We start from the raw sequence: 25,336 nt of genomic DNA, 5'->3' as shown, positions 1-25,336 counted from the left end.
CTGGGGTTCAGTCCTGGGCAGGCGGGGTCGGGGCCGCCGCGAGGGCGGACTCCGGCGCTGCGACGGCTTCCGGCGCTGCGACGGCCGCCGGCTCGACGGTGCCTTCCGTTTTGACGGTGGCTTCCGGTTTGAGCGTCGGGTGGACGGCGACGACGATCCGGTGGTCACGCCCGCCCTCCGCGTTCCCGTCGTGGTACTTGCGGATGAGCGCGCCGACCCCTTGCGTCAGCTCCTCGATGAACGCGGCGCGGTCGGCGGCGGAGGCGAAGGTCACCTCACCGTCGAGCGCGTAGGTGGCGAGCCGCTTACGGGCCTTCGCGGCGCCGGTGATCAACGCCCCCACGTCCCGGACCAGCCGGGCGCCGAGCGCGAGCAGCCAGCGGGCCGAGAGCTGGTCCCGGAAGCGGTCCGGGTCGGGCTGTACGGCGGCGAGGGCGAGCGGCGAGATGACGTACGACGCCGCCGTCGCGCGCATCAGCCGCTCGGTGACGTTCCCCTTGCGGCGCTCGCCCGCGAGCTCGACCAGGCCGTGCCGCTCCAGCGCCTTCAGGTGGTAGTTCACCTTCTGCCGCGGCAGCCCGACCTTTCCGGCCAGCATGGCGGCCGACGCGGGGCCGGCGGCCAGCTCGGCCAGCAGCCGGGCCCGTATGGGGTCCAGCGAGACGGCGGCCGCCTCGGCGTCCTCGATCACGGTCACATCCAACATGACCCCACCGTCTCACCGAACACTTTTTTTGTCCAGACGGATCGAGTTGTCGGTAAGGAGGCATGGGAGCCCCTTGACTGTCGCGAGGACTCATCGACAGCCGCGCGTCAGCCCTGCGGACCACCCTCGTCGAGACGTGCCAGCTGGGTCTGGAACCAGTCCAGCCGGGCCTGCAGCAGTGCCGCCTCGGCGACGAGTTCGGACACCCCGAGCCCGGCGGGCAGATCCCCGGCCGCGACCCCGCCCCCGGCGCGGACCCGCAGCCCGTCACCGGCCAGTCGCGCGAACCCCGCCGGCGACAGGGCCGTACGACCGCGTACGCAGCCCGCACAGGTCGCCGCGAGACCGCGCCAGCCGGGTCGCCCCCAGCCCGCGTCCGCGAGCGCGGCGGCCACCGCTCCGCACGCACAGGGACCGATCGTCGCGGTCCGCACCCGCTGCCGGGCGTACCGGAAGCCCTGCTCGAAGCGGATGTAGGCGCCGAGGACGGAGACCTCCAGGAGGACGGCCGCCCGGTGCTCGGCGGTGCACAGCATGGCCTCGGCCGTGGCCGGGTCGTGCACGCAGTGGAAGCCGCAGTCGCAGCGGCGGTGCGGCGTCCGGTGCCGCAGCCCGTAGACGCAACGCGCCTCGTCCAGCACTCCGTACGGCAGCGCGCCGCCCAGTGAGACACCGGTGAACCCGGCCCGGGTGCCGTCCTGGGACAGCACCGGGTGGGCGATCTTGTATCCGGTCGGCGGCTCCGTCGGGCGTTCCTCGGGGAGCCGCAGCCTCATCGGGCGACCGGGACCTCTTCAGGCACGGACGCCTCCAACTCCTCGATTTCCTCGGGAAGTTGGAGATTGTCTTCGTCCGTGCGCGTCCGCTCTTCCGCGACTCCGGTGGCGAGTGCCTTGCCCAGCCTCATGACGCCTCCCGCGATCTGCCGTCGACTTCCGTCCTCGCCATGGTGACCCATGAGGGGCCGGGTTGGCATCAGGGCCTCGGGAAAGCGGTCACCTGGTAGCAATGCTTCGCTTTACCTCGTAGAAGAATTAAGTGGAGCTTCACAGTGCGGGTGTCGAGACTACTCGCATGAAGACCTCAGCCGCCTCCGCCTCTCTCCCCACCCCTCCCCCCGCTCCGCCCTTCGGTCGCGCGCTCTGTGCGATGGTCACGCCCTTCACCGAGGCGGGCGCGCTCGACCTCGACGGGGCGGGGCTGCTCGCCGACCGGCTGGTCCGCGCGGGCTGCGACGGTCTGGTCCTGTCCGGCACCACGGGCGAGTCCCCGACCACGACGGACGCCGAGAAGTCCGCGCTCGTACGCGCCGTGCGCGAGGCGGTCGGCGACCGGGCCGCGATCGTCGCGGGCGTCGGCACCGCCGACACACGCCACACCGTCGAACTGTCCCTGGCGGCTGAAAAGGCGGGCGCGGACGGCCTGTTGGTCGTGACGCCGTACTACAGCAGGCCTCCGCAGGACGCCGTCGAGGCCCACTTCCGGGAGATCGCCGACGCCACCGGACTGCCGCTCACGCTGTACGACATTCCCGGCCGCACCGGCACCCGCATCGAGCCCGACACCCTGATCCGGCTCGCCGAGCACCCCCGGATCGTGGCCGTCAAGGACTGCGCGTACGACCTCCTCGGCACCCAGAAGGTGCTGGCCCGCACCGAGTTGGCGTACTACGCGGGCTGCGACGAGCAGGTGCTCGCGCTGCGGGCCGTCGGAGGGACCGGTTACATCAGCACGGTGGCGAACGCGGCCCCGGGCCCCTTCCGCGCGATCCTCGACGCGTTCGAGGCGGGGGACACGGCGGAGGCGGCCCGCCGACAGCAACGCACCATCCCGCTCGTCGAGTCGATGATGTCGTCGGGACTGCCCGGCACGGTCACCGCGAAGGCCCTGCTCGGCCGGCTCGGCCTGCCCGCGGGCCCGGTCCGCGCGCCGCTGCGGCCCGCCGGCCGGGAGGTGACCGACGGACTGCTGGCGGCGTACGAGGAGTTGGCGGCCCCCTGATCAGCGCCCCGCGAAGACCGGTGTCCAGCGCCCGGCGGCGCCGTCCTCGCCACCGCGGAAACCGCTGAGCGGCACCTCCTTGTCGCTGCCCAGGGTGACGACCACGAGCCGGTTGTGGAACTCGTTCGAGCCCGGCGTGATGTCCCAGGCGATCAGGCGCTTGTTGTCGATCCAGGAGAGCAGTTGCTGCCCACGTACGGTGGTGATCCGCTTGCCGGTGGCGGGGTCCAGGATCTCGGAGGCGGTGGTCTTCTTCCCGCCCGCGAAGTCGCCCGCGGCGAGTCTGCCGTCCGGGGACAGCCGTGCGTCGACGTACCAGGGCAGGTGCGCCTCGTTCGCGGGTGCCTGGACCCGCTTGCCCCGGAAGTCGTAGAAGCGCTGGCCCGGTGTCGTGGTGAACCCGGTGTAGATCAACGTGCCGTCGCGGCTGAAGCCGAAGTCCTGGCGGTCGTTGAGGCCGGTGCCGTCGCCGGACGACACCTCGCTCCAGGACGCCACCGTGCCGGAAGCGACATCGACTACGTAGAAGCCGGTCCGGCCCGGCTCCTGGTAGTTCGGCCAGCGGCTGGACCGGTTGCCCGACAGCGTGACATGCAGGTCGGGGTTCTTCTTGTAGGTCGTCGCGACGAGCTTGCGGCCGTCGGGCGAGAACGCGACCGCTCCGACCGTGCGGTCGACCGGAATCCAGCGCTCCACCTTGCCGGTGAGCAGGTTGAGCAGACCGATCCGCCGGGCGGGCAGGTTCCGCTCCAGGACGGCGGCGGTCCGCAGGCCGGGAGCGACCGCCACGAACGACCACTTCGTCTTCTCGTAGGTGCGGGTGCGCGCGTCGAGGAGCCAGTACGTGCGGACGTCGACGTGGTCCGTGGCCGACAGCTTGACGTTCGCGGTCGTGTAGTACGCGGCCAGCGCGACTCCCCCGGCCGCGATCAGATCGCGCGGTGGGGTCTGGCCGGGGTGGGCGACGATGTCGTTCTCGTTCAGGACGTTCGCCGGGCGTACGTCGTCCTTGCCGGTGTCCAGCACGGGCACCGCGACGGCGACGGCGACCGCGGCGGCGGTGGCCACGGCGACAGAGGCGATCGTACGGATCCGGCGGCGCCGTCGGACGGCCAGTACCCGGTCGGCGAAGTCCACGGGCGGCGGGGCGACATCCGCGACCTGCTCGTGGAAGGAGTCTCGGACGAGGTCGTCGACGTTCATGGGCGCACCTCCAGCGGCAAGAAGTCACGGGACGACGGCTGCTCGTCGTCGCCCCGGCCGAGTGCGGCCAGTTCGGGGGCGAGGGCGCGCAGCCGGGCGAGCGAGCGGTGGGTGGTGGACCGTACGGTCCCGACGGAGCAGCCGAGGAGCCTGGCCACGTCGGCCTCGGGCAGATCCTCGAAGTAGCGCAGGACGAGCACGGTGCGCTGCCGGGCGGTGAGCCGGTCCAGCGCCCCCCGCATCACGACCCGTAGCTCCGCGGCGGACGAGACGTCCGCGTCATGCGGCCCGCCCTCGGGCGGCTCGGCGACGCTCAGCTCCCGTCGGGGCCACTTCAGCCGCCAGCGGCTCACCTGCTGCCGGTACAGCACCTGCCGTACGTACGCCTCGGGTTCGTCGATCCGGTGCCACCGCCCCGCGGCCTTGATCAGGGCGTTCTGCAGCAGGTCCTCGGCGGCGTGCCGGTCCCCGCCGCTGAGCAGCACGGCCGTCTTCAACAGCGCGGACGACCGATTCGCCACGAACTCCCGGAAGCTCTTCTGCGCTTCGGCATCCATCGTCACCTTCGTCTTCCCCGAGGGTCTGCTCCGGCGGCCCTGCCGGCCCGCCCCTGTACCCCTTGTGACGCGTGCGCCCGCCCGCCGCTATGCCCCGGGGCCGCGATGAATCTCGAGCAATCTCAGGGAGGTTGTCCGTCCAGAGCGGACGGAAAAAGACGAAGGCAAGGAGGTCACCCACTCCTTGCCACTCTCAACTTATAGCGCACCGGGGGGCTTGCGGCAAGGCCCCGGTCGTGCCGCAGAATCTCCGGCCTAGGCCGGAATCCGCGGAAATCGGGAGTCGCTGGTGCGTGTGTTGTTGTCGACGTATGGGTCGCGCGGGGACGTCGAACCGCTGGCGGGACTCGCGGTGCGGTTGCGGGAACTCGGCGCGGAGGTGCGGGTGTGCGCGCCGCCGGACGAGGACTTCGCGCGGCGGCTGGCCGGTGTCGGCGTGCCGTTGGTGCCGGTCGGCCGGTCGGCGCGCGCGCTGACGACCGCGGCGCCGTCGCCGGCCGACCTGCCCCGGCGTGCGGCCGAGTTGATCGCCGACCTGGTCGACGTGGTCACCGCGGCGGCCGAGGGATGCGATGTGCTGGTGGCGACCGGCGTGATGCCGGCCGCGGCCGGCGCGCGGTCGGTGGCCGAGAAGCTGGGCATCCGCTCCGTGTCCGTGACCTTCCAACAGCTCACCCTGCCGTCGCCGCACCACCCGCCGCTGGCGTATCCGGGCCGGCCGTTCCCGCCGGAGGTGACCGACAACAGAGTGCTGTGGGACCTGGACGCCCGGAGCATCGACGCGCTGTTCGGCGCGGCGCTCAACACGAGCCGCGCGTCCATCGGCCTGCCACCGGTGGACAACGTCCGCGACTACGTCATCGGCGACCGGCCGTGGCTGGCGACGGACCCGGTCCTGGATCCGTGGCGGGAGCCTGCGGACCTCGACGTCGTGCAGACCGGCGCGTGGATCCTGCCGGACGAACGCCCCCTCCCGGACGAGCTTGTGGCGTATCTGGAGGCCGGCGCACCACCGGTGTACGTGGGCTTCGGCAGCATGCCCATGCACACCTCGACGGACGTCGCCCGGGTGGCGATCGGGGCGATCCGCGCGCAGGGCCGCCGCGCGGTCGTGGCCCGCGGCTGGGCCGACCTGGCCCTGATCGACGACCGGGACGACTGCTTCGTCGTCGGCGAGGTCAATCAGCAGGCACTGTTCGGCCGGGTGGCCGCCGTCGTGCACCACGGCGGCGCGGGCACCACGACGACGGCCGCCCGGGCCGGCGCGCCCCAGGTGGTGGTACCCCAGGCGACGGACCAGCCGTACTGGGCCGGCCGGGTGGCCGACCTGGGCCTCGGCACCGCACACGACGGTCCGACTCCGACCTTCGAGTCCCTGTCGTCCGCGCTCAGGACGGCCCTGGCCCCCGAGACCCGCGCACGAGCGACCGCCGTGGCCGCCACGGTCCGCGCCGACGGTACGACGGTGGCCGCCAAGCTGCTGCTCGACGCGGTCAGCGGGGAAAGGCCGCCCGCGTCCGCGTGAACCACGCGGGGCGGACGTCGCCTGTCGCGGCGCCGGCCAGGACCCCGACCACGAGAACCCGCACACGCCGGTCCGGACGCCTTGCCGCGCGCAAGGGTCACGAGCGACCTCACCTTCGGAAACATGCGGAGCCAACGACGTGAACCCCCTGACCACCAGCGCGTTCGACCTTCCCGACCGCCTCTCCCCCAAGGCCGACCCGGCGCTGATCGCCGGCGACGAGCAGCACTTCACGGCCGTCGCGGAGTGCCTGGAGCAGTCGATCGCCGAGCTGACCGACCGCCTCGACGCCGCGCGCAGGACGCCCGGCGGCCTCGGCCAACAGGCGATGGACCGAGACATCGAGATCCACCGGCTGACCGCTCGCCTGCGCGCGCTGCGTCGCTTCGGCCTGGACCTGTGCCTGGGACGCATGGTCGGCGCGGACGGCGCGGAGCCCGTGTACGTCGGACGACTCGGCCTCACGGACAGCACGGGGCGTCGGCTGCTGCTCGACTGGCGCTCCCCCGCGGCCGAGCCGTTCTTCGGAGCCACCCACGCCAACCCGATGGGGCTGGCGAGCCGCCGCAGGTATCGCTGGACCCGCGGCCGGATCGGCGACTACTGGGACGAGGTGTTCACCCCGGACGGGTTCGCCGGGCACGCCGCGCTCGACGACCAGTCCGCCTTCATCGCCAGTCTGGGCAGCAACCGTTCGGGCCGGATGCGCGACGTGCTCGGCACCATCCAGGCGGACCAGGACGCCATCATCCGCGCGGGATCCCGTGGCGCGCTCGTCGTCGACGGCGGTCCGGGCACGGGCAAGACCGTCGTCGCCCTGCACCGCTCCGCCTACCTCCTCCACTCCGACCCCCGCCTCGGCCACCGTCGGGGCGGCGTGCTGTTCGTCGGTCCGCACCGGCCCTACTTGGCCTACGTCGCCGACGTCCTCCCCAGCCTCGGGGAGGAGGGCGTGCAGACCTGCACCCTGCGGGACCTCGTCGCCGAAGGGGCTGCGGCGACGATCGAGGCCGACCCGGAGGTGGCCCGTCTGAAGTCGTCCGCGGAGCTGGTGCGGGCGATCGAGACGGCCGTCCGGTTCTACGAGGAGCCGCCCGCCAAGGGGATGACGGTCACGACCCACTGGTCCGACATCCGGCTGAGCGCCGGCGACTGGGCCGTGGCGTTCGAAGCGGCGGAACCCGGCATTCCGCACAACGAGGCGCGCGACCAGGTCTGGGAGGAACTGCTCACGATCCTGATGGACAAGCACGACGGCGACGCCTCGGCCCAGGACGGCGACGTCTCGCCCGAGCTGCTCCGCAGGTCACTGCTGCAGAACAGGGAGCTGCTCACGGCCTTCAACCGCGCGTGGCCGCTGCTCGAAGCGGCCGACCTCGTCTCGGACCTCTGGTCGGTACCCGCCTACCTGCGGATGTGCGCTCCCTGGCTCGGCCCCGGCGACGTGTCGCGGCTGCAGCGCGAGGACCCCCAGGCCTGGACGGTGTCCGACCTGCCGCTCCTGGACGCGGCACGGCAGCGGCTCGGCGACCCGGAGGCGGCGCGGCGCGAGCGTCGGAACAAAGCCGCCGTCGCCGTCGAACGCGCACGCAGGGCCGACGCCATCGACGGCCTGCTGCAGAACGTCGTGATCGACGAGAGCGAGGGCGCGTTGGGGATGCTGCACGGACAGGACCTGCGGGACACCCTGGTCGACGAGAGCGCGCTGTCCTCCCCCGAACCCGACCTGCTCGCCGGTCCGTTCGCGCATGTCGTCGTGGACGAGGCCCAGGAACTGACCGACGCGGAGTGGCAGATGCTGCTGCTCCGGTGTCCGTCCCGGAGCTTCACCATCGTCGGGGACCGCGCCCAGGCCAGACACGGGTTCACGGAGTCGTGGCGGGAACGGCTGGAGCGGGTCGGGCTCGACCGGATCGACCTGGCCTCCCTGAGCGTCAACTACCGCACGCCGGAGGAAGTCATGGCGGAAGCCGAGCCGGTCATCCGGGCCGTGCTCCCGGACGCCAATGTGCCGACGTCCATCCGCAGCGGCGGCGTCCCCGTCGTACACGGATCTGTCGCGGACCTGAGCTCGGTCCTCGACACCTGGCTCGCCGCGCATGCCGACGGGATCGCCTGCGTCATCGGTGATCCCGCATTCCGGACGACGTCCCGCGTGCGGTCGCTGACCCCGGAACTGTCGAAGGGGCTCGAGTTCGACCTGGTCGTCCTCATCGACCCGGAGGCGTTCGGCAGGGGCGTCGAAGGAGCGGTCGACCGCTATGTCGCGATGACCCGGGCGACCCAGCGACTCGTCATCCTCACGAGCTCCTGACACCACCCCGCGCCCCTCAGAGGCGTGGGGTGGTGCGCGACCAGCCACGTGCGGCCCGCGACCTCGACCGGCCTCGGACGAACTCCTCAGTTGTGAGCGTTCCGAGGGAAGCGCAGGCCACGGGGTCATGTTGCCTCATGGGCCGTCTCGGGGCCGTCGTCGGTGTCCCCCGGGTTCCGGAAGACCCGATCCACGGCGGCCCGGGGGCGAGCCTCGCTGTTCGGCATCAGGTGCGTGTACGTGCGGAGCGTGAAGCTCGGGTCATGGTGACCGAGGTACTCGCTCAGGGCCTTGATGCTCTCTCCCGCGTCCAGGAGCACGGAAGCGTAGAAGTGGCGGAGGGCGTGCATGCCGTTCTCGCGTCCTAGGGGTACGCCTGCGGAAATGAGGGCTGCTGGCGCCCCGCCGGTGCCGCCAGGGCCGCCGTGGTCGTGGCCCTCCTGGTGGCGCTGCCCGTGCCGAGGACCGTCTCCCCGCGCCGCAGCGCCAGATACCTCCGCAGGCCCTTGTTGGCTTCCCGTCGTACCCGGCGCAGCACCGGGACCTGGGTGGCCCTGTGCAGCTGGTGGTGCCACGGCGCCTGGGCCCCCTGCCGTACCGACATCGCGTAGGCGAAGTCCACCAGATCCTGCTCAAGGTAATGGTCGAGACGCTCGAACCAGGCCATGCTCGTGCGGGCCGCGGCCTGCACGGGATGGAGCGCGGCCCGGCGGCGCTTGTCGTAGGCCTGCAAAGCGGCAGGCAGCTCTGCCTCCGTATACAGGCTGTGCGCGAGCTCGATCGCATCCAGCAGCGCCAGCCGGGTGCCCGAGCCCAGGGTGTAATGGGTGGTGTGGGCGGCATCCCCCAGCAGCACCACGTTGTCGTGGCACCAGGTGGCGTTGCGTACCTCGGTGAAGTGCTGCCAGCGTGCCGGTTCCCCCCGGGACTGGCCGAGCAGCGCGTGGCCGTCCAGAGCGGAGGCGAAGATCTGTTCCAACAACCGCACACCGTCGGCGGTGTCGAGCGTATCGAGCCCCAGCCCCCGCCAGGTCTCTGGGGCGCACTCGACGACGCAGGTGCTGATTTCCGCGCTCGAGGGGTAGGCGTAAAACCAGATCCACCCGGCCGGGGTCGGTTCGAAGGCGAAGGTGAAGCGGGGGAACACCTTGTCGGTGCCCAGCCATATGTAGGGGTTGCGGCCGACTTCCAGGCGGGTGCCGAAGTGGTCGCCGTGCAACTGGCGCACCCGGCTGTTGGCCCCGTCGCAGGCGACGATCAAGTCGGCGTCGGCGAGCTCGGCCAGGTCGTCGACCTTGCGGCGGTGCTGGACATCCACCCCCAGCTCGGTTGCGCGTCGGGTGAGGATGCCGAGCAGGGTGGCGCGGGCGATGCTGTAGCCGTACCGGCTCAGATACGCGGTCTGTTCCCCGCGGCGGACCTCTTGGTCTTGCCACAGGGCCGAGGCCGTACGCACCGCCTGGGCGCTGTCGGGGTCGTTGCGGTAGAGGTGGTCGAGCAGGTTGTCCCCATACCCCACGCCCCAGCCGTAGGTGGCCCCCGGCGGGTCGCGTTCGATGACGGTGATGTCATGGCCGGCATCGCGGCGCTTGGCCGCGATCGCGAAGTACAACGCGCCCGGTCCACCGCCGGCGCACACGATCTTCATGGCGTGTCCCGTTCTGGCTGCACGGCCGGGCGACCGCATCGCGGCTGCGGCACCCTGGTGCGCGGTCCGTGTCGGGTTAGGGCCGCCCAGCTGCGGAAGGGCGGTCCCGGCCGGCGTCCCCTGCCGGTCGGGGCCTTGGAGTAGTGGTCGCATGGGTTCCTCTTCCCTGGGTTGAGTCTCTGGGTTGAGTCTCTGGGTTGACTCGGTGGGTGGGGTCTTGGTGCCTGTGGGTCGGTGCGCGCCCGAGGGCACAGAAGGGGGCTGGGCCTGTGCCCGGCACCGGGCGCGCGGGTGCGGCGATCTCACACCTGAGGTGTGTCTGCCGCACCCGCGCCCGGGCCTTGGCGATCTGACCGGGGGCTCCTCGTGGCCGGTCAAGCGCCGCCTCGGGATGCCGCGGGGGTCAGGGCAGCGTCGGTGCCGCCTGCCCCGGGTCGGCTACCCCCAGCTGCCCCAGCCACCCCAGCCGCCGTCGTCACCCCAGCCGCCGTCGTCACCCCAGCCGCCGTCGTGACCCCAGCAGCCGTCGTCACCCCAGCCTCCGTCGTGACCCCAGCTGCTGGCGCTTGCCACGGTGGTGGCGTGCGTCGTGGCGGGTGCGGCCTGGGCGGCGGCGCCGCCGCCCAGGAGCGCCCCTGCGGCGGCTACAGTGATGGCCGCGACCTTGGCGATCTTCCTTCTCGATCGAAACACGACCTGTCCTTCCTTTCGGTGGATGAGCCTCACTCCGAATCGGTGAGGTCGTGTTTCGAGTAAGCCCGAACGGGTCATGCGTCGTCACGCCACTGAATACCGTGACTTGACACCCGCAAATGATCTTGATAAGAGTCCGCGTCCCGCCCAGGCCAGCCCGGTGCCCAGCCCCGTGACAGCCCTGCCGGCCCTGGGACGAGCCCCTTGAGGCGCCGGCCCCGTAGACCAGCCGGACGGTCACCGCGACCTACCCGTACGCGGCCAGACCGAAGCTCGTGAAGCGGATCATGAACCTGGTGCTCGCGGGCGTGGCCCTGGCGATCTCCAGCTTCTGGTGGGACGGCGGCCGCGTCCACTGGTGCCCGCCTCGGAACGGCCGTACATCGGCGGCTCCACGGACGGCACCGCCTGAGACCTGATCACGGGCTACAACGACCTCAGCCGGGTCTTCGGCGGCAAGGGCAACGACGGAGGCGGCGGCGGAGGAGGCGGCGGAGGCTTCTCCGGCGGCCAGCAGGGCAAGGGCGATGAAGAGTTCCAGACGTAGCCATTCGCACGAGCGTGCGAAACTGCTGCGCGGGAACCAACTCGTCAAGTTGCTGGAGCATTTGACCATGTCGCCGTCGTTTGCGATCTTCCTGCTGCCGCTCGTGCTGTTGGTGGGGACGCTCTGGCTCGCCTGCGCTGTTCTCGGCGTGCATGGCTTGCTGCTCGGGCGGATGCCGGGCAAATGGCTACAGCGCCACGTTCGACAGCCAAGACTCTGGGGAGCGGGGGCGCCGCTTGTGGCGTGCGGCGGTTTCAAACACCCGTCGTTGGTCGTAGTCGGGATCGGCCTCATCGCCCTGGGCCATGCCGTGAAGCCAACGTCGTGATTCCCCAAGGCCGAGATGTGAGGCCTTCGGCTGACGCCCCAGTGTTCCCCGTGGTTCCCCGCCCGATCTGGCACGCGACTGGCACGAGTGGCGAGCGTTCCGTCCCAGGTCAACAGGGCAACAGCTCTAGGACCACCTAAGCTTCCCAAGCTGATGGCTCAGGTAGTGCGCTCCGGACCGGCCAAGGTGCCGACGCCTGCCGACATCGCCGCGCGGCTCGGTATCGCCGAGGGCGAGCCGTGCGTCCGGACCACGTACGAGTTCCTGGCGGACGGCAGACCGGTGCAGCTGTCGGCGAGTTGGGAGCCGTACGACCTCACGGCCGGCACTCTCGTCGTACTCCCGGAAGGTGGGCCCCACGCGGGCGCCGGAGTCGTGAACCGCATGGCCACGATCGGAGTCACCGTCAGCCACGCCGTGGAGCAGCCGGAGCCGCGACAGGCGAGCACCGAGGAGGCGTCGCTACTCGGCATCCAGAAGGCCGCGCTCGTCACGCACATCCGACGGACGTACTACAGCGACCAGGGGCGGCCCGTGGAGACGGCGGACATCGTGGTGCCCGCCGCTCACTGCGAGATCGTCTACGAGATCCCGATCAACCGCTAGCCGACGCATGCATGACGACAACTGAACGGACGCCTACCAGCCAGCCGCGCTCTCAACTCTCCTGGTCCTCGACCATGCCGATGGCGAAGGGGAACGACTTCAGGAAGTCGCGCCTCGCGGGGTCTTGCTCCGCTTCGGCCAAGTCCGCGAGCACCTGCAAGAGCCGCTCGCGTTGGCCGGAGGGCAGGCGCAGCAGCTCCCCGCCGACGCTCTCCATCATCTTCACCGCGGAATCGGGATCTACTTCCTCGTCTCCGCAGCTCTCCAGCCACCACACGACATCGACGAGCAGGCCGGTGAGCGCCGGCACGAGCGGATCCCTGTCAGTCATGCGTGCAACGTAGCCGCGCCCTACGACAGCGCCTCGTGGGTCGGTGAGCGCCTGACTGCCTGACAACTCCAACGCACAGCAGGGGACAACCGCAGTCACGCCCATGGACCGTCACCGCGGGTGGGAGGCACACAGGCCCAGGGTGGAGCGACCGACCACGTTACTTCGGGATGCAGCGGTCACTCCCCTAGGGTGCGCCGCATGAGCAACGACGCCCCGGCCTGTCCTGACTGCGGCCAGCCCATGGAGTCCGGTGGCTTCGTACTGTCCAGGCGGGAGGACGACGGCCGGCGGGCCTGCCGATCGCTGTGGAGGTGTGCCGGTCGGCATGTCTGGTGGGGCTGGGCCGACCGACCGGATGAGGCTTTGGATGCCTGCTCAGTGCCAAAGCTGTTCCGCTGACATCCAGCTGCACCCGGGATGCGTGGCCGTAGCCAAAGCATGTTCGTATCCACGTCTGTCGAATGCGTGTCGAAGTCGCCGAACGCCCGAACTCGGCGCCCGGAAACGGCGGGCCGCTGACTGAGCTGGCGCGAGAGCCGGAGCGACCTGGACGTTCCCGCCGCTGATCACGTCCGCCCTTACAGAGCGGCTGCCTCCCCCAACGCACGGGCGCCCTCCCGGGCCGTCCTGGGGCCGTGGAAGGGCGCTCGATGGTGACCAACGTCGACAACTGCCGACAGCTCAGCAGCAGGTCAGAGTGTTGATCGATTAGGCGGTCGCAGGTCACGGCCGCCGGTGATCAGTTGTGAGCGTGCAGAACCTCGTTCAGGCCGCCCCACACCGCGTTGTTCGGCCGCGCCTCGACCGTGCCGGTGATCGAGTTGCGCCGGAAGAGGATGTTCGACGCCCCGGACAGCTCACGGGCCTTGACGATCTGCCCGTCGGGCATGGTGACGCGGGTGCCCGCGGTGACGTACAGGCCCGCCTCGACCACGCACTCGTCGCCGAGTGCGATACCCACGCCCGCCTCGGCGCCGATCAGGCAGCGCTCGCCGATGGTGATGCGGACGTTGCCGCCGCCGGACAGGGTGCCCATGGTGGAGGCGCCGCCGCCGATGTCGGAGCCGTCGCCGACCACGACGCCGGCCGAGATGCGGCCCTCGACCATCGACGTGCCGAGCGTGCCCGCGTTGAAGTTCACGAAGCCCTCGTGCATGACGGTGGTGCCCTCGGCGAGGTGCGCGCCGAGGCGGACACGGTCGGCGTCGGCGATCCGGACGCCCTTGGGGGCGACGTAGTCCGTCATGCGCGGGAACTTGTCGATGGACGTCACCTGGAGGTGCAGGCCCTCGGCGCGGGCGTTGAGGCGTGTCTGCTCGACGTCGTCCACGGCGACCGGGCCGAGCGAGGTCCAGGCGACGTTGGCGAGGTGACCGAAGATGCCGTCCAGGCTCTGGCCGTGCGGCTTCACCAGGCGGTGCGAGAGCAGGTGCAGGCGCAGGTAGGTGTCGTACGCGTCGATCGGCTTGTCGTCCAGCGAGGCGATGACCGTACGGACCGCGACCACTTCGACGCCCCGGCGGGCGTCGGGCCCGATGGCTTTGGCGGCGCCCGCACCGAGCAGCTCCACGGCACGCTCGGCGGACAGCCGCTCGGTGCCGGCCGGGCCGAGGCCCTCGGCATGCGCGGCGGACAGTTCGGGCGCGGGGAACCAGGTGTCGAGGACGGTGCCGTCGGCCGTGAGGGTGGCGAGGCCGGCGGCGACGGCGCCGGTGGTGCGAGTAGCAGTCGTGTCGGTCATGGGTGAAACCTAACGCGGCCCGGGGCGCACGAGCGAACCGGTACACGCGCCGTCTCACGTGCCGGGCGCCCCGCACGCCCCCCGGCGAGCCGCCTGGCAGGAGGCCGCCCTCCCACCCCGCACACCCTGCTTACCGGGTACCTGCCACGGCTGCCCCTCAGCCGATCACCCGGCCCAACACCTCCCGCGCATACCCCTCGTCGTACGTCGCCCCCGTCAGCAACACCTGCAGACAGATCCCGTCCACCAGTGCGACCAGTGCCCTCGCGGTGACGGGGTCGGTGCGGCGGGCCAGGGGCTCGGCGAGGTTCTGGACCCATTCGGCGGCGACGGGGCGCAGGGCGGGGCGGCGCAGCGCCGCGAGGTAGAGCTCGTACTCCAGCTCCACCCCCGTACGGTCGCCCGCGAGCCACTCGCCCATCAGCCCGGCGAGTTCGCCGGCGAGGTCGACCCGGGGGTCCTCCAGCGCGCCGCGCGCGGCGACCACCTTGGCGAACCCCTCGTTCGCCTGGCGCAGCGCGGCGACCATGAGTTCGTCGAGGGTCTTGAAGTGGTACGTGGTGGAGCCGAGCGGCACATCGGCCTCGGCGGCGACGGTGCGATGGCTCAACCCGGCGAGTCCCCTGGCGCCCACGACCCGGATCGCCGCGTCGATGATCCGCTGTCGCCGCTCGGGGTCGTAGCGGCGCGCCGCCATCAGTGGGCCCCGCCGAGGTTCAGCACCACGACCCCGCCGATGATCAGCAGTATCCCGGCGACCTTGGTGAGGCTGAGCGCCTCGCCGAGGAACACCATGCCGATCGCGGCGATGACGGCGGTCCCGACGCCGGCCCAGATCGCGTAGGCGGTGCCGACCTGAACCGTCTTCAGGCACTGGGCGAGCAGCACGAAGGCGATGACGTATCCGAGAACGGTCACCAGCGAGGGCCAGAGCCTGCTGAAGCCCTCGCTGTACTTCATGGCGGTCGTGGCGGCCACCTCGGAGGCGATGGCTCCGGCGAGCAGTGCGTACCCCATGTGTACGAGTGTACGCATGGATGCGTACGTGCGTACACAAGGAGCCCGGCCCCACCCCGGCGACTCCGCCCGCCCCGCCCCCTTCTCCTCACTCACTTCACGGCTCACCCCGCGACCGGCCGACAGGCCACCGGCCCGGGTTCACGCACCCGCGCCAGGCGGTCGAGCATCCGCCGCTTGCTGTGGGCGGCCCGGCGCAGCATCTCCACCCGCCGGTAGCGCAACAGCTCCGCGGGGTCGGGCCGGACCGCTCCGGCCAGGTCGTAGCCGTACGAGATCAGTCGTTCTCCCAACGCGGCCTCGCGCAGACGTATCTGATTGGGCGTCAATCTTGTGGTCCAGCCGCCCGCCCGGGAGGTGTCCAGCGCGCCGTGGGTCCGCCGGTGCCAGGTCTTGCGGGCGGGTACGGCCATCCCGGCGACGCGGTACGGCTCGGTCGTCCCGGGGGCGTACTCCTCACCCAGGAACCCGCACACGCCGCGGAGTTGACCCTCGGGATCGGCCACGAGGTCCTCGAAGCGCAGTTGGTACCAGCTGTCCGGTCCCAGCCCACGCGCGTACTTGCGGGTGGCGTCCATGACCTGGGCCCAGGTGGCCACGGCCTCGTGGAACCCGCGGTGCCACCAGGGCATCCCGAGCAGCGAGGCGACGCAGTCCCGGCCGTCCCGTACGAGGTGGACGAACTGCGCGTCGGGGAACAGCCGCAGGATCTCCGCCACGCGCAGGGCGTACGCGGGCCGCTTGTCGCCCCAGCGCGCCTTGCCGTGCTCCTCGGCGTAGGCACGGGGCGCGATGCCGAGCACCGAGCCGAGGGTGGGCGGCCCGTCGGTGATTCGCTCGGCCACGCGTCCGGCGTCCAGCCCGAGTTCATGGAAGCGGGTCTCCTTGCGGCCGGTGATCCAGCGCGCGAGCCCGGCCCGGTTGCCGCGCTCCACCAGATCGCCGAAGGCCAGCCGGCCTTCGTAGGCGGGGAGCACGATGGGGGTCCCCCCATGCCCTTAAGGCTATGGGGGAGTGTTTCGGGCGGCAGGGCGATCCGTGGATGCGCGTGCAGCATCAACTGCAGCAGCGTGGTGCCTGAGCGGGGGCAGCCGAGGACGAACACCGGTCACGTGGAGGCGAGTTGTACAGAAACAGACACGACCTCACGCTGTCGCACCCCGATGAGCCCGGACTTGGATCACACTGAGAATGCAATGTGAAGCCACCACGCCCATGAATTCGCATGAACCCCCATGAATCCCCGTGGGGCCAAAGGATCAGTGGGGGAAACGGCTGCTCAGAACTCACCAAGTCCACTACTGTTTCACCAGTCGCGCACCCGGTCTCCACGGCTACCGCCGTTCCGTGTGTCCGCGCTCCCCCCTTCTTGTGCTGAGACCAGTAGACGAATCCGCGTGCGCCTTGGGCGACGCTGGAGGAACGCGCATGCCAGAAACAACGCCAGAGCCCGAACCCGAGCCCGGGCCGGACCAGCCCGCGCCCACTTCGGAGGAACCCGCCTGGCGCCCCACCCCCCAAGGCACTCCCTATCCGCTGGAACTGCCCCCCTTCGCCGAACCGCCGGCCCCCTGGGAGTCCGGGGAGTTCCCGGACGAGGGACGGTTGCCCGGAACCCGACGGCTGTGGATGGCCGGCGGACTCGCGATCGCGGTGCTCATCGCCACGGCGACCGCGATCGCCGTACTCGACAGCAACAGCGACGCCGCGTCGAAGGACCGGGCGAACCACACCACCTCCGACACGGACGTCCCGTTCATGCCCGGCCTCTCCGCCTCGGGCAGCACCACGGCCCCGGTCGGCAAGGACGCCCTGTCCTCCCCGCGGCACGCCGGCTCCACCACCACCTCCACCGCGTCGGACTCGGCCTCGCCGAAACCCTCGGAACAGGGGTCCGACGACAAGCCCGTCCCCGACCCCACCGAACCGTCGAAGGCCGCCTCCTCCAGCAAGCCGGCCGAGTCCAAGCCGGTCTCCTCGCGGAAGTCGCTCCAGTCGGTCAACTACCCGGACCGCTACTGGCATCTGAGCAACGGCTTCGTACGACTCGACCCGGTGGATTCGGGCAGCTCGAGCTCGACCAAGCGGGACGCCAGTTTCAAGATGGTGGAGGGGCTCGGCAACGCCGACTGCTACTCCTTCACCACCCCCGACGGCGCTTATCTGCGTCACCGCAGCTTCATGCTGCGCGCCGACCGCAACGACGGCTCCGACCTCTTCCGGAAGGACGCCACCTTCTGTCCCCGGACGTCGCCGTACACGGGCGCCGTCATGCTGGAGTCGATCAACTACCCGGGCCGCTATCTGCGCCACCGCAACTTCCAGCTCCGCCTGGACAGAGACGACAACAGCCGGCTCTTCCGCGCGGACTCGGCGTTCCGCGTGGTGAACGGCTGGTCCTGACCTCAGGAACAACTTCAGGAACAACTGTGGCCCCCGGCGAGCTGCCGGGGGCCACAGACGTATGCGGAGCTGTGCGCGGACTCAGACGTTGAAGCCGAGCGCCCGAAGCTGCTCACGTCCGTCGTCCGTGATCTTGTCCGGGCCCCACGGCGGCATCCAGACCCAGTTGATGCGCAGTTCGTTGACGAGGCCGTCCGTGGCGGACTTGGCCTGGTCCTCGATGACGTCGGTGAGCGGGCAGGCCGCGGACGTCAGGGTCATGTCGATCGTCGCGATGTTCGCGTCGTCGACGTGGATGCCGTAGATCAGGCCGAGGTTGACGACGTCGATGCCGAGCTCCGGGTCGACGACGTCGTACAGCGCCTCACGGAGTTCTTCCTCCGAGGCCGGCTTCGTCGTCAGGCCCTCTTCCGATGTCACAGTGTTCTCGCTCATGCCGTCTTCCTCTCGGCGCTCTCGCCCAGAGCCTGGGCCGTCGCGTCCTTCCACGCCATCCAGCTCAGGAGGGCGCACTTGACCCGGGCCGGGTACTTGGAGACACCGGCGAACGCGACCGCGTCCTCCAGCACCTCCTCCATCGCGTCGTCGGGCTCGATCCTGCCCTTGGACTGCATCAGCTCCAGGAAGGTCTCCTGGATCTTCTGCCCCTCGGACACGTCCTTGCCGACGAGGAGCTCGTTCAGCACGGACGCCGAGGCCTGGCTGATGGAGCAGCCCTGACCCTCGTACGAGATGTCCGCGATCTGCTCGCCGTCGTACTTCACGCGCAGCGTGATCTCGTCGCCGCACGTCGGGTTGACGTGGTGCACCTCGGCATCGCCATCCCGCAAGCCCCGCCCATGGGGGTGCTTGTAGTGGTCCAGGATGACTTCCTGGTACATCGAATCAAGCTTCACGTCTCAGCCAGCCCCTCAGCCGAAGAAGTTCCGGACGTGCTCCAGGCCGTCCACCAGTGCGTCGATCTCGGCCGGCGTGGAGTACAGATAGAAAGACGCTCGCGTGGTCGCAGGAATTCCGTACCGCAGGCAGACCGGGCGTGCGCAGTGGTGACCGACCCGGACCGCGATGCCCTGCTCGTCCAGGACCTGGCCCACGTCGTGCGGGTGGATGTCACCGAGCGTGAACGAGATCGCGGCGCCGCGGTCCTCGGCCGTGGTCGGGCCGATGATCCGCAGGTCGGGGACCTCGCCGAGCCGCTTCACCGCGTACTCGGTGAGCGCGTGCTCATGGGCGAGGATCTTGTCCATGCCGATCGCGTTCAGGTAGTCGATCGCCGCGCCGAGGCCGACCGCCTGCGCGATCGGCGGGGTGCCCGCCTCGAACTTGTGCGGCGCCGGGGCGTACGTCGACGAGTGCATCGACACCGTCTCGATCATCTCGCCGCCGCCGAGGAACGGAGGCAGGTCCTCCAGCAGCTCCTGGCGGCCCCACAGGACGCCGATGCCGGTCGGACCGCACATCTTGTGGCCGGTGAAGGCCACGAAGTCGGCCTGGAGGGCCTGAACGTCCAGGGGCATGTGCGGAGCGGCCTGCGAGGCGTCGATGCAGACCAGCGCGCCGACCTCCTGGGCGCGGCGCACTATCGCCTCGACCGGGTTGACGGTGCCCAGGATGTTCGACACCAGCACGAAGGAGACGATCTTCGTCTTCTCGGTGATGATCTCGTTGATGTTCGACAGGTCGAGACGGCCGTCGTCGGTCAGGCCGAACCACTTCAGCTTCGCGCCCGTGCGCTGCGCCAGCAGCTGCCACGGCACGATGTTGGAGTGGTGCTCCATCTCGGTGATGACGATCTCGGTCTCGTGGTCGACCCGGTACGGCTCATCGGCCCAGCCGAGCATGTTGGCCACGAGGTTGAGCGACTCGGAGGCGTTCTTGGTGAAGATCACCTCGTCGCGGCTCGGCGCGTTGATGAACGCGGCGACCTTGTCGCGCGCGCCCTCGTACAGCGCCGTGGCCTCCTCGGCGAGCACATGGACACCGCGGTGGACGTTGGCGTTGTAGCGCTCGTAGTACTCGTTCAGGGCGTCGAGCACCTGGCGCGGCTTCTGCGAAGTCGCCGCGTTGTCCAGGTAGACGAGCTTCCTGCCGTCGTGGACCTGACGGTCCAGGATGGGAAAGTCCTTGCGGATCGCCTCGGTGTCGAGGAGGCCCGGCAGCTGTGTCACGCGGATACGCCACCCTTCGTGGTGTAGGCCTCGTAGCCCTCGTTCTCCAGCTTGTCGGCGAGCTCGGCGCCGCCGGACTCGACGATCTTGCCGCCGGAGAAGACGTGGACGAAGTCGGGCTTGATGTAGCGCAGGATGCGCGTGTAGTGCGTGATCAGCAGGGTGCCGACCTCGCCGGTCTCGCGGACACGGTTGACGCCCTCGGAGACGATGCGCAGGGCGTCGACGTCCAGGCCGGAGTCGGTCTCGTCGAGGATCGCGATCTTCGGCTTGAGCAGTTCCAGCTGGAGGATCTCGTGGCGCTTCTTCTCACCGCCGGAGAAGCCCTCGTTCACGTTGCGCTCGGCGAAGGCGGGGTCCATGGAGAGGCGCTCCATGGTCTCCTTGACCTCCTTCACCCAGGTGCGCAGCTTGGGGGCCTCGCCGCGGACGGCCGTGGCGGAGGTGCGCAGGAAGTTGGAGACCGAGACACCGGGGATCTCGACCGGGTACTGCATCGCCAGGAACAGGCCCGCGCGGGCGCGCTCGTCGACGGACATCTCCAGGACGTCCTCGCCGTCGAGGGTGACGGTGCCGCCGGTGATCGTGTACTTCGGGTGGCCCGCGAGGGAGTAGGCGAGGGTCGACTTGCCGGAGCCGTTGGGGCCCATGATGGCGTGCGTCTCGCCCTGCTTCACGGTCAGGTCGACGCCCTTGAGGATCTCCTTCGTGGCGTTGTCGGCCTCGACGGTGACGTGCAGGTCGTGGATTTCAAGCGTTGCCATGGGTTCCTCAGGACTCCTGGGTGAGGGAGACGAGCACGTCGTCCCCTTCGATCTTTACGGGGTATACGGGGACGGGGCGCGTCGCGGGAAGGCCGGACGGCTTGCCGGTGCGGAGGTCGAACGCGGAGCCGTGCAGCCAGCACTCGATCTGGCAGTCCTCCACCTCGCCCTCGGAGAGCGAGACGTTCGCGTGCGAGCAGATGTCGTTGATCGCGAACACCTCCCCCTCGGTCTTCACGACCGAGACCGGCGTGCCGTCGAGTTCCACCCGCTTCGGGGTGTCGTCCTCCAGCTCGCTCAGCCCGCAGGCGCGTACGAACGTCGACGAGGCAGTCATCAGACCGACGCCTCCAGCTCCTCGTCGATCTTCACGAGGAGCCGCTCTTCGATGTCGTCGACACCGATCTGCTGGACCAGCGCGGCGAAGAACCCGCGGACCACCAGTCGGCGGGCCTCCTCGGCGGGGATGCCGCGGGCCATCAGGTAGAAGAGCTGCTCGTCGTCGAAACGGCCGGTCGCGGAGGCGTGGCCGGCGCCGACGATCTCGCCGGTCTCGATCTCCAGGTTCGGCACGGAGTCGACGCGGGCGCCGTCGGTCAGAACCAGGTTGCGGTTCATCTCGTACGTGTCCGTGCCCTCGGCCTTGGCCTCGATGAGGACGTCACCGATCCACACCGCGTGCGCGCCCTCGCCCTGGAGCGCGCCCTTGTAGGCGACGTTCGACTTGCAGTGCGGGGTGTTGTGGTCGACCAGCAGACGGTGCTCCTGGTGCTGGCCCGCGTCCGTGAAGTACAGACCAAACAGCTCGGCCTCACCGCCGGTGCCGGCGTAGGCCACACGCGGGTGCAGGCGCACGAGGTCGCCGCCGAAGGTGACCACGAAGGACTTGAACGTGGCGTCCCGGCCGATCAGCGCGTTGTGCTGGCCCACGTGCACGGCCTTGTCGTCCCAGTCCTGGACGGAGACGACGGTGAGCTTGGCGCCGTCGCCCAGGATGTAGTCGACGTTGGCGGCCAGCACGGCGTCACCGGTGTGGTCGATGACGACGACGGCCTCGGCGAAGGCTCCGAGCTCCACGACCTGGTGGCCGTAGGCGACCCCGCCCTCGCCGTGCACCGCGATCCGGACGGGCTCGGTGAGGACCATCTCCTTGGGGACGGTGATCACACCGGCCTTCTCGAACGCGGAGTACGCCTGGGCGGCCACGCGGTCCACCGGGGTGCCCGCCCGGCCGAGGCGCGCGTCGTCACGGCCGACGGTCTCCACGATGACGCCCGCGGGCGCCTCCACGTCGACCTTCAGGCCGTCGCCGGTCGCGACCGCGGTCCCGTCGTGCAGCCCGCGCAGGCGCTCCAGCGGGGTGAACCGCCACTCCTCCTCGCGGCCGTGGGGGACCGGGAAGTCCGCCACGTCGAAGGACGGGGGCGCGCTCATGCGCGTGGCGACGGTCGACTCGGCGGCCACCGCGATCTGTCCGGCGGTGGTGGAACCCACCGGGATGTTCTGAGCCTCAGCCATGGCTGTCGGTCTGCTCTCTTTCCTGCGTCGGTTGAGATCCTCGGGCCCGCCGGAAGGGGCGGGCCACCAGCTGTTTTCCGGGCGGCGGGTCTTAGCCGACCGCGCCTTCCATCTGCAGCTCGATCAGCCGGTTGAGTTCAAGCGCGTATTCCATGGGCAGTTCCTTGGCGATCGGCTCGACGAAGCCGCGCACGATCATCGCCATCGCCTCGAACTCCGTCAGACCGCGGCTCATCAGGTAGAAGAGCTGGTCCTCGGAGACCTTGGAGACGGTCGCCTCGTGGCCCATGGACACGTCGTCCTCACGGACGTCGACGTACGGGTACGTGTCGGAGCGGGAGATCGTGTCGACGAGCAGCGCGTCGCACAGCACGTTCGACTTCGAGCCGTGGGCGCCCTCGCCGATCTCGACCAGACCGCGGTAGGACGTACGACCGCCACCACGCGCCACGGACTTCGACACGATGTTCGACGACGTGTTGGGCGCCATGTGGACCATCTTGGAGCCGGCGTCCTGGTGCTGGCCCTCGCCCGCGAAGGCGATGGAGAGGGTCTCGCCCTTGGCGTGCTCGCCCATCAGGTAGACGGCCGGGTACTTCATGGTGACCTTGGAGCCGATGTTGCCGTCGATCCACTCCATGGTCGCGCCCTCGTACGCCACGGCGCGCTTGGTGACCAGGTTGTAGACGTTGTTCGACCAGTTCTGGATGGTCGTGTAGCGGCAGCGGGCGCCCTTCTTCACGATGATCTCGACCACCGCGGAGTGCAGGGAGTCCGACTTGTAGATCGGCGCCGTACAACCCTCGACGTAGTGGACGTAGGCGTCCTCGTCGACGATGATCAGCGTCCGCTCGAACTGGCCCATGTTCTCCGTGTTGATACGGAAGTAGGCCTGGAGCGGGATCTCGACGTGCACGCCCTTCGGCACGTAGATGAAGGAGCCACCGGACCACACGGCCGTGTTCAGCGACGCGAACTTGTTGTCGCCGACCGGGATGACGGTGCCGAAGTACTCCTTGAAGAGCTCCGGGTGCTCCTTGAGGGCGGTGTCGGTGTCGAGGAAGATGACGCCCTGCTCCTCCAGGTCCTCGCGGATCTGGTGGTAGACGACCTCGGACTCGTACTGGGCCGCGACACCGGCGACGAGGCGCTGCTTCTCCGCCTCCGGGATGCCGAGCTTGTCGTACGTGTTCTTGATGTCCTCGGGCAGGTCCTCCCAGGACTCCGCCTGCTTCTCCGTGGAGCGCACGAAGTACTTGATGTTGTCGAAGTCGATCCCGGACAGGTCCGAGCCCCAGTTGGGCATGGGCTTCTTCTCGAAGAGGCGCAGGCCCTTGAGGCGGAGCTTGGTCATCCACTCCGGCTCGCTCTTCTTCGCGGAGATGTCGCGGACGACGTCCTCGTTGATACCGCGCTTGGCAGAGGCACCGGCCACGTCGGAGTCGGCCCAGCCGTATTCGTACGTACCCAGACCCTCGAGCTCAGGGTGGGCAGTCTCCTCGATGGGGAGCGTCATGCGGGGTTCCTCCCGGCGGTACTTGCAGATGCGTTATGGGTGGATTCGGACATCTTGGAAATCTTGGGAATGAACGTGGTGCACACACCGTCGCCGTGGGCGATGGTGGCCAGCCGCTGCACATGGGTGCCGAGCAGCTGAGAGAAGAACTCTGTCTCCGCCTCGCACAGCTGCGGGAACTGCTCGGCGACATGAGCGACCGGGCAGTGGTGCTGGCAGAGCTGCTCGCCGACCGGTGCGCTACGCGCTGTAGCAGCGTACCCGTCCACACTCAAGGCCTTGGCCAGCGCTTCGGTGCGCTCCTCCGGCCCGGCGGCCTCGACGGCCCGACGATAGGCCTCGGCCTGCGCGGCCATCCGGGCGCGCGCGAAGGCCACGACGGCCTCGTCCCCGCCCTCGCGCGCCGCGATCCAGCGCATCGCGTCCGCGGCGAGCTTGTCGTAGGACTGGTCGAAGGCGTCCCGGCCGCAGTCGGTCAGGGCGAACACCTTGGCGGGCCGGCCGCGCGTACGCGCTCCGTAGACCCGCTGCTCTCGCGCTTCCACCACGTCGTCGGCGACCAGCGCGTCGAGATGACGGCGTACGGCGGCCTGGGTCAGACCCAGACGCCCCGCGAGATCCGCGACGGTCGACGGGCCGTGATCCAGGATGGATCGCGCGACACGGTTGCGCGTCGAACGCTCACCGGTCGCGAGTTCCTCCTGAGGGGCCCCCGTGGGGGTCTCCCGAGCCTCGCCAACGTTTTTCACAACGCCATTGTTGCGTAATTCCTCAGAGCCTGACAAGCCGCACCCCGGCAGGTGGACGGTGCCGTGCATCACTTAGGTATACCTAAGATGACCTGCGGAAACGATCTTTGATCGATCAATTCACTGGCCTCGGGACCGGGTCTCCGCAAGACTCGGGAACCATGTCGACACCCCCTCCGACCGGCCCACTCGTCACCCGGGACACCCTCGCCGCCCAGCTTCTGGAGCTGGGCGTCCAACCCGGAGAAACGCTTCTCGCGCACTCCTCCCTGAGTTCCCTCGGCTGGGTCAACGGCGGCCCGGTCACCGTCGTCCAGGGACTGCTCGACGCACTCGGCCCCGACGGCACCCTGGTGGTGCCCACCCAGTCCGGGGACCTCTCCGACCCGGCGCTGTGGAGCGATCCGCCCGTACCCGAGGAGTGGTGGTCCCCCATTCGGGCGACAATGCCCGCGTACGACCCCCTCGTGACGCCCAGCCGCGGGGTGGGCGTGATCCCGGAGACCGTCCGCACCTGGCCCGGCGCCCTGCGCAGCACCCATCCGCAGACCTCCTTCGCCGCCCTCGGCCCCCGCGCGGCGGAGATCGTCGAGGGGCACGCCCCCGACTGCCGGCTCGGCGAGCGCAGCCCGCTGGCCCGCCTGGAGGCCCTCGGCGCCCGGGTGCTCCTGCTCGGCGCGGGCTACGACGCATGCACCAGCTTCCACCTGGCCGAATACCGCATACCGTCCCCGCGCGTCGAGGTGGGACGCCCGGTGCGCACCCCGCAGGGGACGACCCGCTGGGAGGTCGTCACGGAGGTCTCCGTCGACTCCGACCGCTTCGACGTGCTGGGCTCCGACTTCGAGCGGGACCGCCCCGTCACGCGGGGCCGGGTGGGCGCCGCCGACGTACGCCTCTTCCCGGTGGCCGACGCGGTGGCGTACGCGGAGCGCTGGCTGGAGTTGCACCGACCCCGAGAGGAATGGGTCATCCCCACGACCGGCTCCTGAACCCCG

General features: G+C 70.1%; 26 protein-coding genes and 4 pseudogenes. 8 read left to right on the top strand and 22 right to left on the bottom strand.

Features of this window, described 5'->3' with window-relative positions; genetic code table 11:
* Positions 1 to 7: 7 nt before the first annotated feature.
* From OG568_RS37055 to OG568_RS37045, 3 genes are all read right to left on the bottom strand, one after another.
* Complete coding sequence (locus tag OG568_RS37055) at positions 8 to 706, bottom strand: ArsR/SmtB family transcription factor (RefSeq protein WP_329534695.1); 699 nt, start codon at positions 704 to 706, stop codon at positions 8 to 10.
* A gap of 107 nt (positions 707 to 813) precedes the next feature.
* Positions 814 to 1,482 carry a hypothetical protein gene (locus OG568_RS37050; protein WP_329534694.1) on the bottom strand — a complete coding sequence of 223 codons (669 nt, stop codon included), beginning with the start codon at positions 1,480 to 1,482 and terminating at the stop codon, positions 814 to 816.
* Positions 1,479 to 1,613, bottom strand: coding sequence for a hypothetical protein (locus tag OG568_RS37045; protein WP_329534693.1), 135 nt, complete (start codon positions 1,611 to 1,613; stop codon positions 1,479 to 1,481). Before OG568_RS37045 ends, OG568_RS37050 begins: the two co-directional genes overlap by 4 nt.
* Before the next feature lie 167 nt (positions 1,614 to 1,780).
* Between OG568_RS37045 and dapA the strand changes: the two genes are divergently transcribed.
* Positions 1,781 to 2,707 (top strand): 4-hydroxy-tetrahydrodipicolinate synthase, encoded by a 927-nt coding sequence (gene dapA, locus OG568_RS37040; RefSeq protein ID WP_329534692.1) that lies wholly within the window; start codon positions 1,781 to 1,783, stop codon positions 2,705 to 2,707.
* Here the strand turns inward: dapA and OG568_RS37035 are convergent, their stop codons facing one another.
* Both OG568_RS37035 and OG568_RS37030 read right to left on the bottom strand, forming a co-directional pair.
* Positions 2,708 to 3,910, bottom strand: coding sequence for a WD40 repeat domain-containing protein (locus OG568_RS37035; protein WP_329534691.1), 1,203 nt, complete (start codon positions 3,908 to 3,910; stop codon positions 2,708 to 2,710).
* On the bottom strand, positions 3,907 to 4,467 hold the full coding sequence (locus OG568_RS37030; RefSeq protein ID WP_329536561.1) for a SigE family RNA polymerase sigma factor: 561 nt from the start codon (positions 4,465 to 4,467) through the stop codon (positions 3,907 to 3,909). Before OG568_RS37030 ends, OG568_RS37035 begins: the two co-directional genes overlap by 4 nt.
* A gap of 289 nt (positions 4,468 to 4,756) precedes the next feature.
* Between OG568_RS37030 and OG568_RS37025 the strand changes: the two genes are divergently transcribed.
* Entirely contained in the window at positions 4,757 to 5,992 is a 1,236-nt protein-coding gene (locus tag OG568_RS37025) for a glycosyltransferase (RefSeq protein WP_329534690.1), read from the top strand.
* A gap of 139 nt (positions 5,993 to 6,131) precedes the next feature.
* Complete coding sequence (helR, locus tag OG568_RS37020) at positions 6,132 to 8,306, top strand: RNA polymerase recycling motor ATPase HelR (protein ID WP_329534689.1); 2,175 nt, start codon at positions 6,132 to 6,134, stop codon at positions 8,304 to 8,306.
* Between the two features lie 125 nt (positions 8,307 to 8,431).
* Here helR and OG568_RS37015 read toward each other — a convergent pair.
* The 3 genes and pseudogenes from OG568_RS37015 to OG568_RS37005 all read right to left on the bottom strand — a co-directional run.
* Positions 8,432 to 8,698: pseudogene (locus OG568_RS37015) on the bottom strand (tyrosine-type recombinase/integrase); the annotation flags it as partial.
* Positions 8,671 to 9,954, bottom strand: coding sequence for an FAD-dependent monooxygenase (locus OG568_RS37010; RefSeq protein ID WP_329534688.1), 1,284 nt, complete (start codon positions 9,952 to 9,954; stop codon positions 8,671 to 8,673). The gene OG568_RS37010 and the pseudogene OG568_RS37015, both read right to left, overlap by 28 nt.
* A gap of 438 nt (positions 9,955 to 10,392) precedes the next feature.
* Positions 10,393 to 10,647, bottom strand: a complete 255-nt coding sequence (locus OG568_RS37005) for a hypothetical protein (RefSeq protein WP_329534687.1) — start codon at positions 10,645 to 10,647, stop codon at positions 10,393 to 10,395.
* 236 nt (positions 10,648 to 10,883) lie between these two features.
* Here OG568_RS37005 and OG568_RS37000 point away from each other — a divergent pair.
* From OG568_RS37000 to OG568_RS36990, 3 genes and pseudogenes are all read left to right on the top strand, one after another.
* Positions 10,884 to 11,155, top strand: a pseudogene (locus tag OG568_RS37000) (hypothetical protein); the annotation flags it as partial.
* A gap of 19 nt (positions 11,156 to 11,174) precedes the next feature.
* Positions 11,175 to 11,522 (top strand): hypothetical protein, encoded by a 348-nt coding sequence (locus tag OG568_RS36995; RefSeq protein ID WP_329534686.1) that lies wholly within the window; start codon positions 11,175 to 11,177, stop codon positions 11,520 to 11,522.
* Between the two features lie 180 nt (positions 11,523 to 11,702).
* Positions 11,703 to 12,128: pseudogene (locus OG568_RS36990) on the top strand (UTRA domain-containing protein); the annotation flags it as partial.
* Positions 12,129 to 12,180: 52 nt separating this feature from the next.
* Here the strand turns inward: OG568_RS36990 and OG568_RS36985 are convergent.
* The 6 genes and pseudogenes from OG568_RS36985 to OG568_RS61520 form a co-directional block, all read right to left on the bottom strand.
* On the bottom strand, positions 12,181 to 12,459 hold the full coding sequence (locus tag OG568_RS36985; protein ID WP_327136848.1) for a hypothetical protein: 279 nt from the start codon (positions 12,457 to 12,459) through the stop codon (positions 12,181 to 12,183).
* 742 nt (positions 12,460 to 13,201) lie between these two features.
* Complete coding sequence (gene dapD / locus OG568_RS36980) at positions 13,202 to 14,203, bottom strand: 2,3,4,5-tetrahydropyridine-2,6-dicarboxylate N-succinyltransferase (protein ID WP_329534685.1); 1,002 nt, start codon at positions 14,201 to 14,203, stop codon at positions 13,202 to 13,204.
* Positions 14,204 to 14,360: 157 nt separating this feature from the next.
* Positions 14,361 to 14,900 carry a TetR/AcrR family transcriptional regulator gene (locus tag OG568_RS36975; protein ID WP_329534684.1) on the bottom strand — a complete coding sequence of 180 codons (540 nt, stop codon included), beginning with the start codon at positions 14,898 to 14,900 and terminating at the stop codon, positions 14,361 to 14,363.
* Positions 14,900 to 15,220: a DMT family transporter gene (locus OG568_RS36970; RefSeq protein ID WP_329534683.1), complete on the bottom strand. Its 321-nt coding sequence runs from the start codon at positions 15,218 to 15,220 to the stop codon at positions 14,900 to 14,902. The genes OG568_RS36975 and OG568_RS36970 overlap by 1 nt, the downstream gene beginning before the upstream one ends.
* Positions 15,221 to 15,324: 104 nt before the next feature.
* Positions 15,325 to 16,197, bottom strand: coding sequence for a sulfotransferase family protein (locus tag OG568_RS36965; protein WP_329534682.1), 873 nt, complete (start codon positions 16,195 to 16,197; stop codon positions 15,325 to 15,327).
* Positions 16,198 to 16,277: 80 nt separating this feature from the next.
* Positions 16,278 to 16,325, bottom strand: a pseudogene (locus OG568_RS61520) (hypothetical protein); the annotation flags it as partial.
* A 323-nt stretch (positions 16,326 to 16,648) separates the two neighbouring features.
* On the opposite strand from OG568_RS61520, the gene OG568_RS36960 reads away from it, so the two are divergent.
* Positions 16,649 to 17,623, top strand: coding sequence for an AbfB domain-containing protein (locus tag OG568_RS36960; protein ID WP_329534681.1), 975 nt, complete (start codon positions 16,649 to 16,651; stop codon positions 17,621 to 17,623).
* A gap of 81 nt (positions 17,624 to 17,704) precedes the next feature.
* Here the strand turns inward: OG568_RS36960 and OG568_RS36955 are convergent, their stop codons facing one another.
* The 8 genes from OG568_RS36955 to OG568_RS36920 form a co-directional block, all read right to left on the bottom strand.
* Entirely contained in the window at positions 17,705 to 18,058 is a 354-nt protein-coding gene (locus tag OG568_RS36955) for a metal-sulfur cluster assembly factor (RefSeq protein WP_266581750.1), read from the bottom strand.
* Positions 18,055 to 18,519, bottom strand: coding sequence for a Fe-S cluster assembly sulfur transfer protein SufU (gene sufU / locus OG568_RS36950; RefSeq protein WP_266415309.1), 465 nt, complete (start codon positions 18,517 to 18,519; stop codon positions 18,055 to 18,057). The genes OG568_RS36955 and sufU overlap by 4 nt, the downstream gene beginning before the upstream one ends.
* A 15-nt stretch (positions 18,520 to 18,534) precedes the next feature.
* A complete protein-coding gene (locus tag OG568_RS36945; RefSeq protein WP_266415307.1) occupies positions 18,535 to 19,791 on the bottom strand; it encodes a cysteine desulfurase in 1,257 nt (418 codons plus the stop codon).
* A complete protein-coding gene (gene sufC / locus OG568_RS36940; RefSeq protein WP_329534680.1) occupies positions 19,788 to 20,555 on the bottom strand; it encodes a Fe-S cluster assembly ATPase SufC in 768 nt (255 codons plus the stop codon). The genes OG568_RS36945 and sufC overlap by 4 nt, the downstream gene beginning before the upstream one ends.
* A gap of 7 nt (positions 20,556 to 20,562) precedes the next feature.
* Positions 20,563 to 20,892, bottom strand: coding sequence for a non-heme iron oxygenase ferredoxin subunit (locus OG568_RS36935; RefSeq protein ID WP_143637369.1), 330 nt, complete (start codon positions 20,890 to 20,892; stop codon positions 20,563 to 20,565).
* Positions 20,892 to 22,073: a Fe-S cluster assembly protein SufD gene (gene sufD / locus OG568_RS36930; RefSeq protein ID WP_329534679.1), complete on the bottom strand. Its 1,182-nt coding sequence runs from the start codon at positions 22,071 to 22,073 to the stop codon at positions 20,892 to 20,894. Before sufD ends, OG568_RS36935 begins: the two co-directional genes overlap by 1 nt.
* A 91-nt stretch (positions 22,074 to 22,164) precedes the next feature.
* A complete protein-coding gene (gene sufB, locus OG568_RS36925) occupies positions 22,165 to 23,589 on the bottom strand; it encodes a Fe-S cluster assembly protein SufB (RefSeq protein ID WP_054235898.1) in 1,425 nt (474 codons plus the stop codon).
* Complete coding sequence (locus OG568_RS36920) at positions 23,586 to 24,338, bottom strand: helix-turn-helix transcriptional regulator (protein WP_266581754.1); 753 nt, start codon at positions 24,336 to 24,338, stop codon at positions 23,586 to 23,588. The genes sufB and OG568_RS36920 overlap by 4 nt, the downstream gene beginning before the upstream one ends.
* Before the next feature lie 161 nt (positions 24,339 to 24,499).
* Between OG568_RS36920 and OG568_RS36915 the strand changes: the two genes are divergently transcribed.
* Positions 24,500 to 25,330 (top strand): aminoglycoside N(3)-acetyltransferase, encoded by an 831-nt coding sequence (locus OG568_RS36915; RefSeq protein WP_329534678.1) that lies wholly within the window; start codon positions 24,500 to 24,502, stop codon positions 25,328 to 25,330.
* Positions 25,331 to 25,336 lie beyond the last annotated feature (6 nt).

The sequence above is a fragment of the Streptomyces sp. NBC_01450 genome, assembly GCF_036227505.1.
Classification (GTDB): Bacteria; Actinomycetota; Actinomycetes; order Streptomycetales; family Streptomycetaceae; genus Streptomyces.
Note: the sequence above shows the minus strand (reverse complement) of the source record. Positions and strands in the feature narration are given on the sequence as shown.

Excerpts from the sequence above, each read along its gene's own strand:
- sufC (WP_329534680.1), bottom strand. The coding sequence starts at position 20,555 with ATGGCAACGCTTGAAATCCACGACCTGCACGTCACCGTCGAGGCCGAC.
- OG568_RS36995 (WP_329534686.1), top strand. The coding sequence starts at position 11,175 with ATGAAGAGTTCCAGACGTAGCCATTCGCACGAGCGTGCGAAACTGCTG.
- OG568_RS36935 (WP_143637369.1), bottom strand. The coding sequence starts at position 20,892 with ATGACTGCCTCGTCGACGTTCGTACGCGCCTGCGGGCTGAGCGAGCTG.
- dapD (WP_329534685.1), bottom strand. The coding sequence starts at position 14,203 with ATGACCGACACGACTGCTACTCGCACCACCGGCGCCGTCGCCGCCGGC.
- OG568_RS36955 (WP_266581750.1), bottom strand. The coding sequence starts at position 18,058 with ATGAGCGAGAACACTGTGACATCGGAAGAGGGCCTGACGACGAAGCCG.
- OG568_RS37010 (WP_329534688.1), bottom strand. The coding sequence starts at position 9,954 with ATGAAGATCGTGTGCGCCGGCGGTGGACCGGGCGCGTTGTACTTCGCG.
- dapA (WP_329534692.1), top strand. The coding sequence starts at position 1,781 with ATGAAGACCTCAGCCGCCTCCGCCTCTCTCCCCACCCCTCCCCCCGCT.
- OG568_RS37055 (WP_329534695.1), bottom strand. The coding sequence starts at position 706 with ATGTTGGATGTGACCGTGATCGAGGACGCCGAGGCGGCCGCCGTCTCG.
- OG568_RS36915 (WP_329534678.1), top strand. The coding sequence starts at position 24,500 with ATGTCGACACCCCCTCCGACCGGCCCACTCGTCACCCGGGACACCCTC.
- OG568_RS36975 (WP_329534684.1), bottom strand. The coding sequence starts at position 14,900 with ATGGCGGCGCGCCGCTACGACCCCGAGCGGCGACAGCGGATCATCGAC.
- OG568_RS36985 (WP_327136848.1), bottom strand. The coding sequence starts at position 12,459 with ATGACTGACAGGGATCCGCTCGTGCCGGCGCTCACCGGCCTGCTCGTC.
- OG568_RS37045 (WP_329534693.1), bottom strand. The coding sequence starts at position 1,613 with ATGAGGCTGGGCAAGGCACTCGCCACCGGAGTCGCGGAAGAGCGGACG.
- OG568_RS37050 (WP_329534694.1), bottom strand. The coding sequence starts at position 1,482 with ATGAGGCTGCGGCTCCCCGAGGAACGCCCGACGGAGCCGCCGACCGGA.
- OG568_RS37030 (WP_329536561.1), bottom strand. The coding sequence starts at position 4,467 with ATGGATGCCGAAGCGCAGAAGAGCTTCCGGGAGTTCGTGGCGAATCGG.
- OG568_RS37035 (WP_329534691.1), bottom strand. The coding sequence starts at position 3,910 with ATGAACGTCGACGACCTCGTCCGAGACTCCTTCCACGAGCAGGTCGCG.
- OG568_RS36970 (WP_329534683.1), bottom strand. The coding sequence starts at position 15,220 with ATGGGGTACGCACTGCTCGCCGGAGCCATCGCCTCCGAGGTGGCCGCC.
- sufD (WP_329534679.1), bottom strand. The coding sequence starts at position 22,073 with ATGGCTGAGGCTCAGAACATCCCGGTGGGTTCCACCACCGCCGGACAG.
- OG568_RS36960 (WP_329534681.1), top strand. The coding sequence starts at position 16,649 with ATGCCAGAAACAACGCCAGAGCCCGAACCCGAGCCCGGGCCGGACCAG.
- sufB (WP_054235898.1), bottom strand. The coding sequence starts at position 23,589 with ATGACGCTCCCCATCGAGGAGACTGCCCACCCTGAGCTCGAGGGTCTG.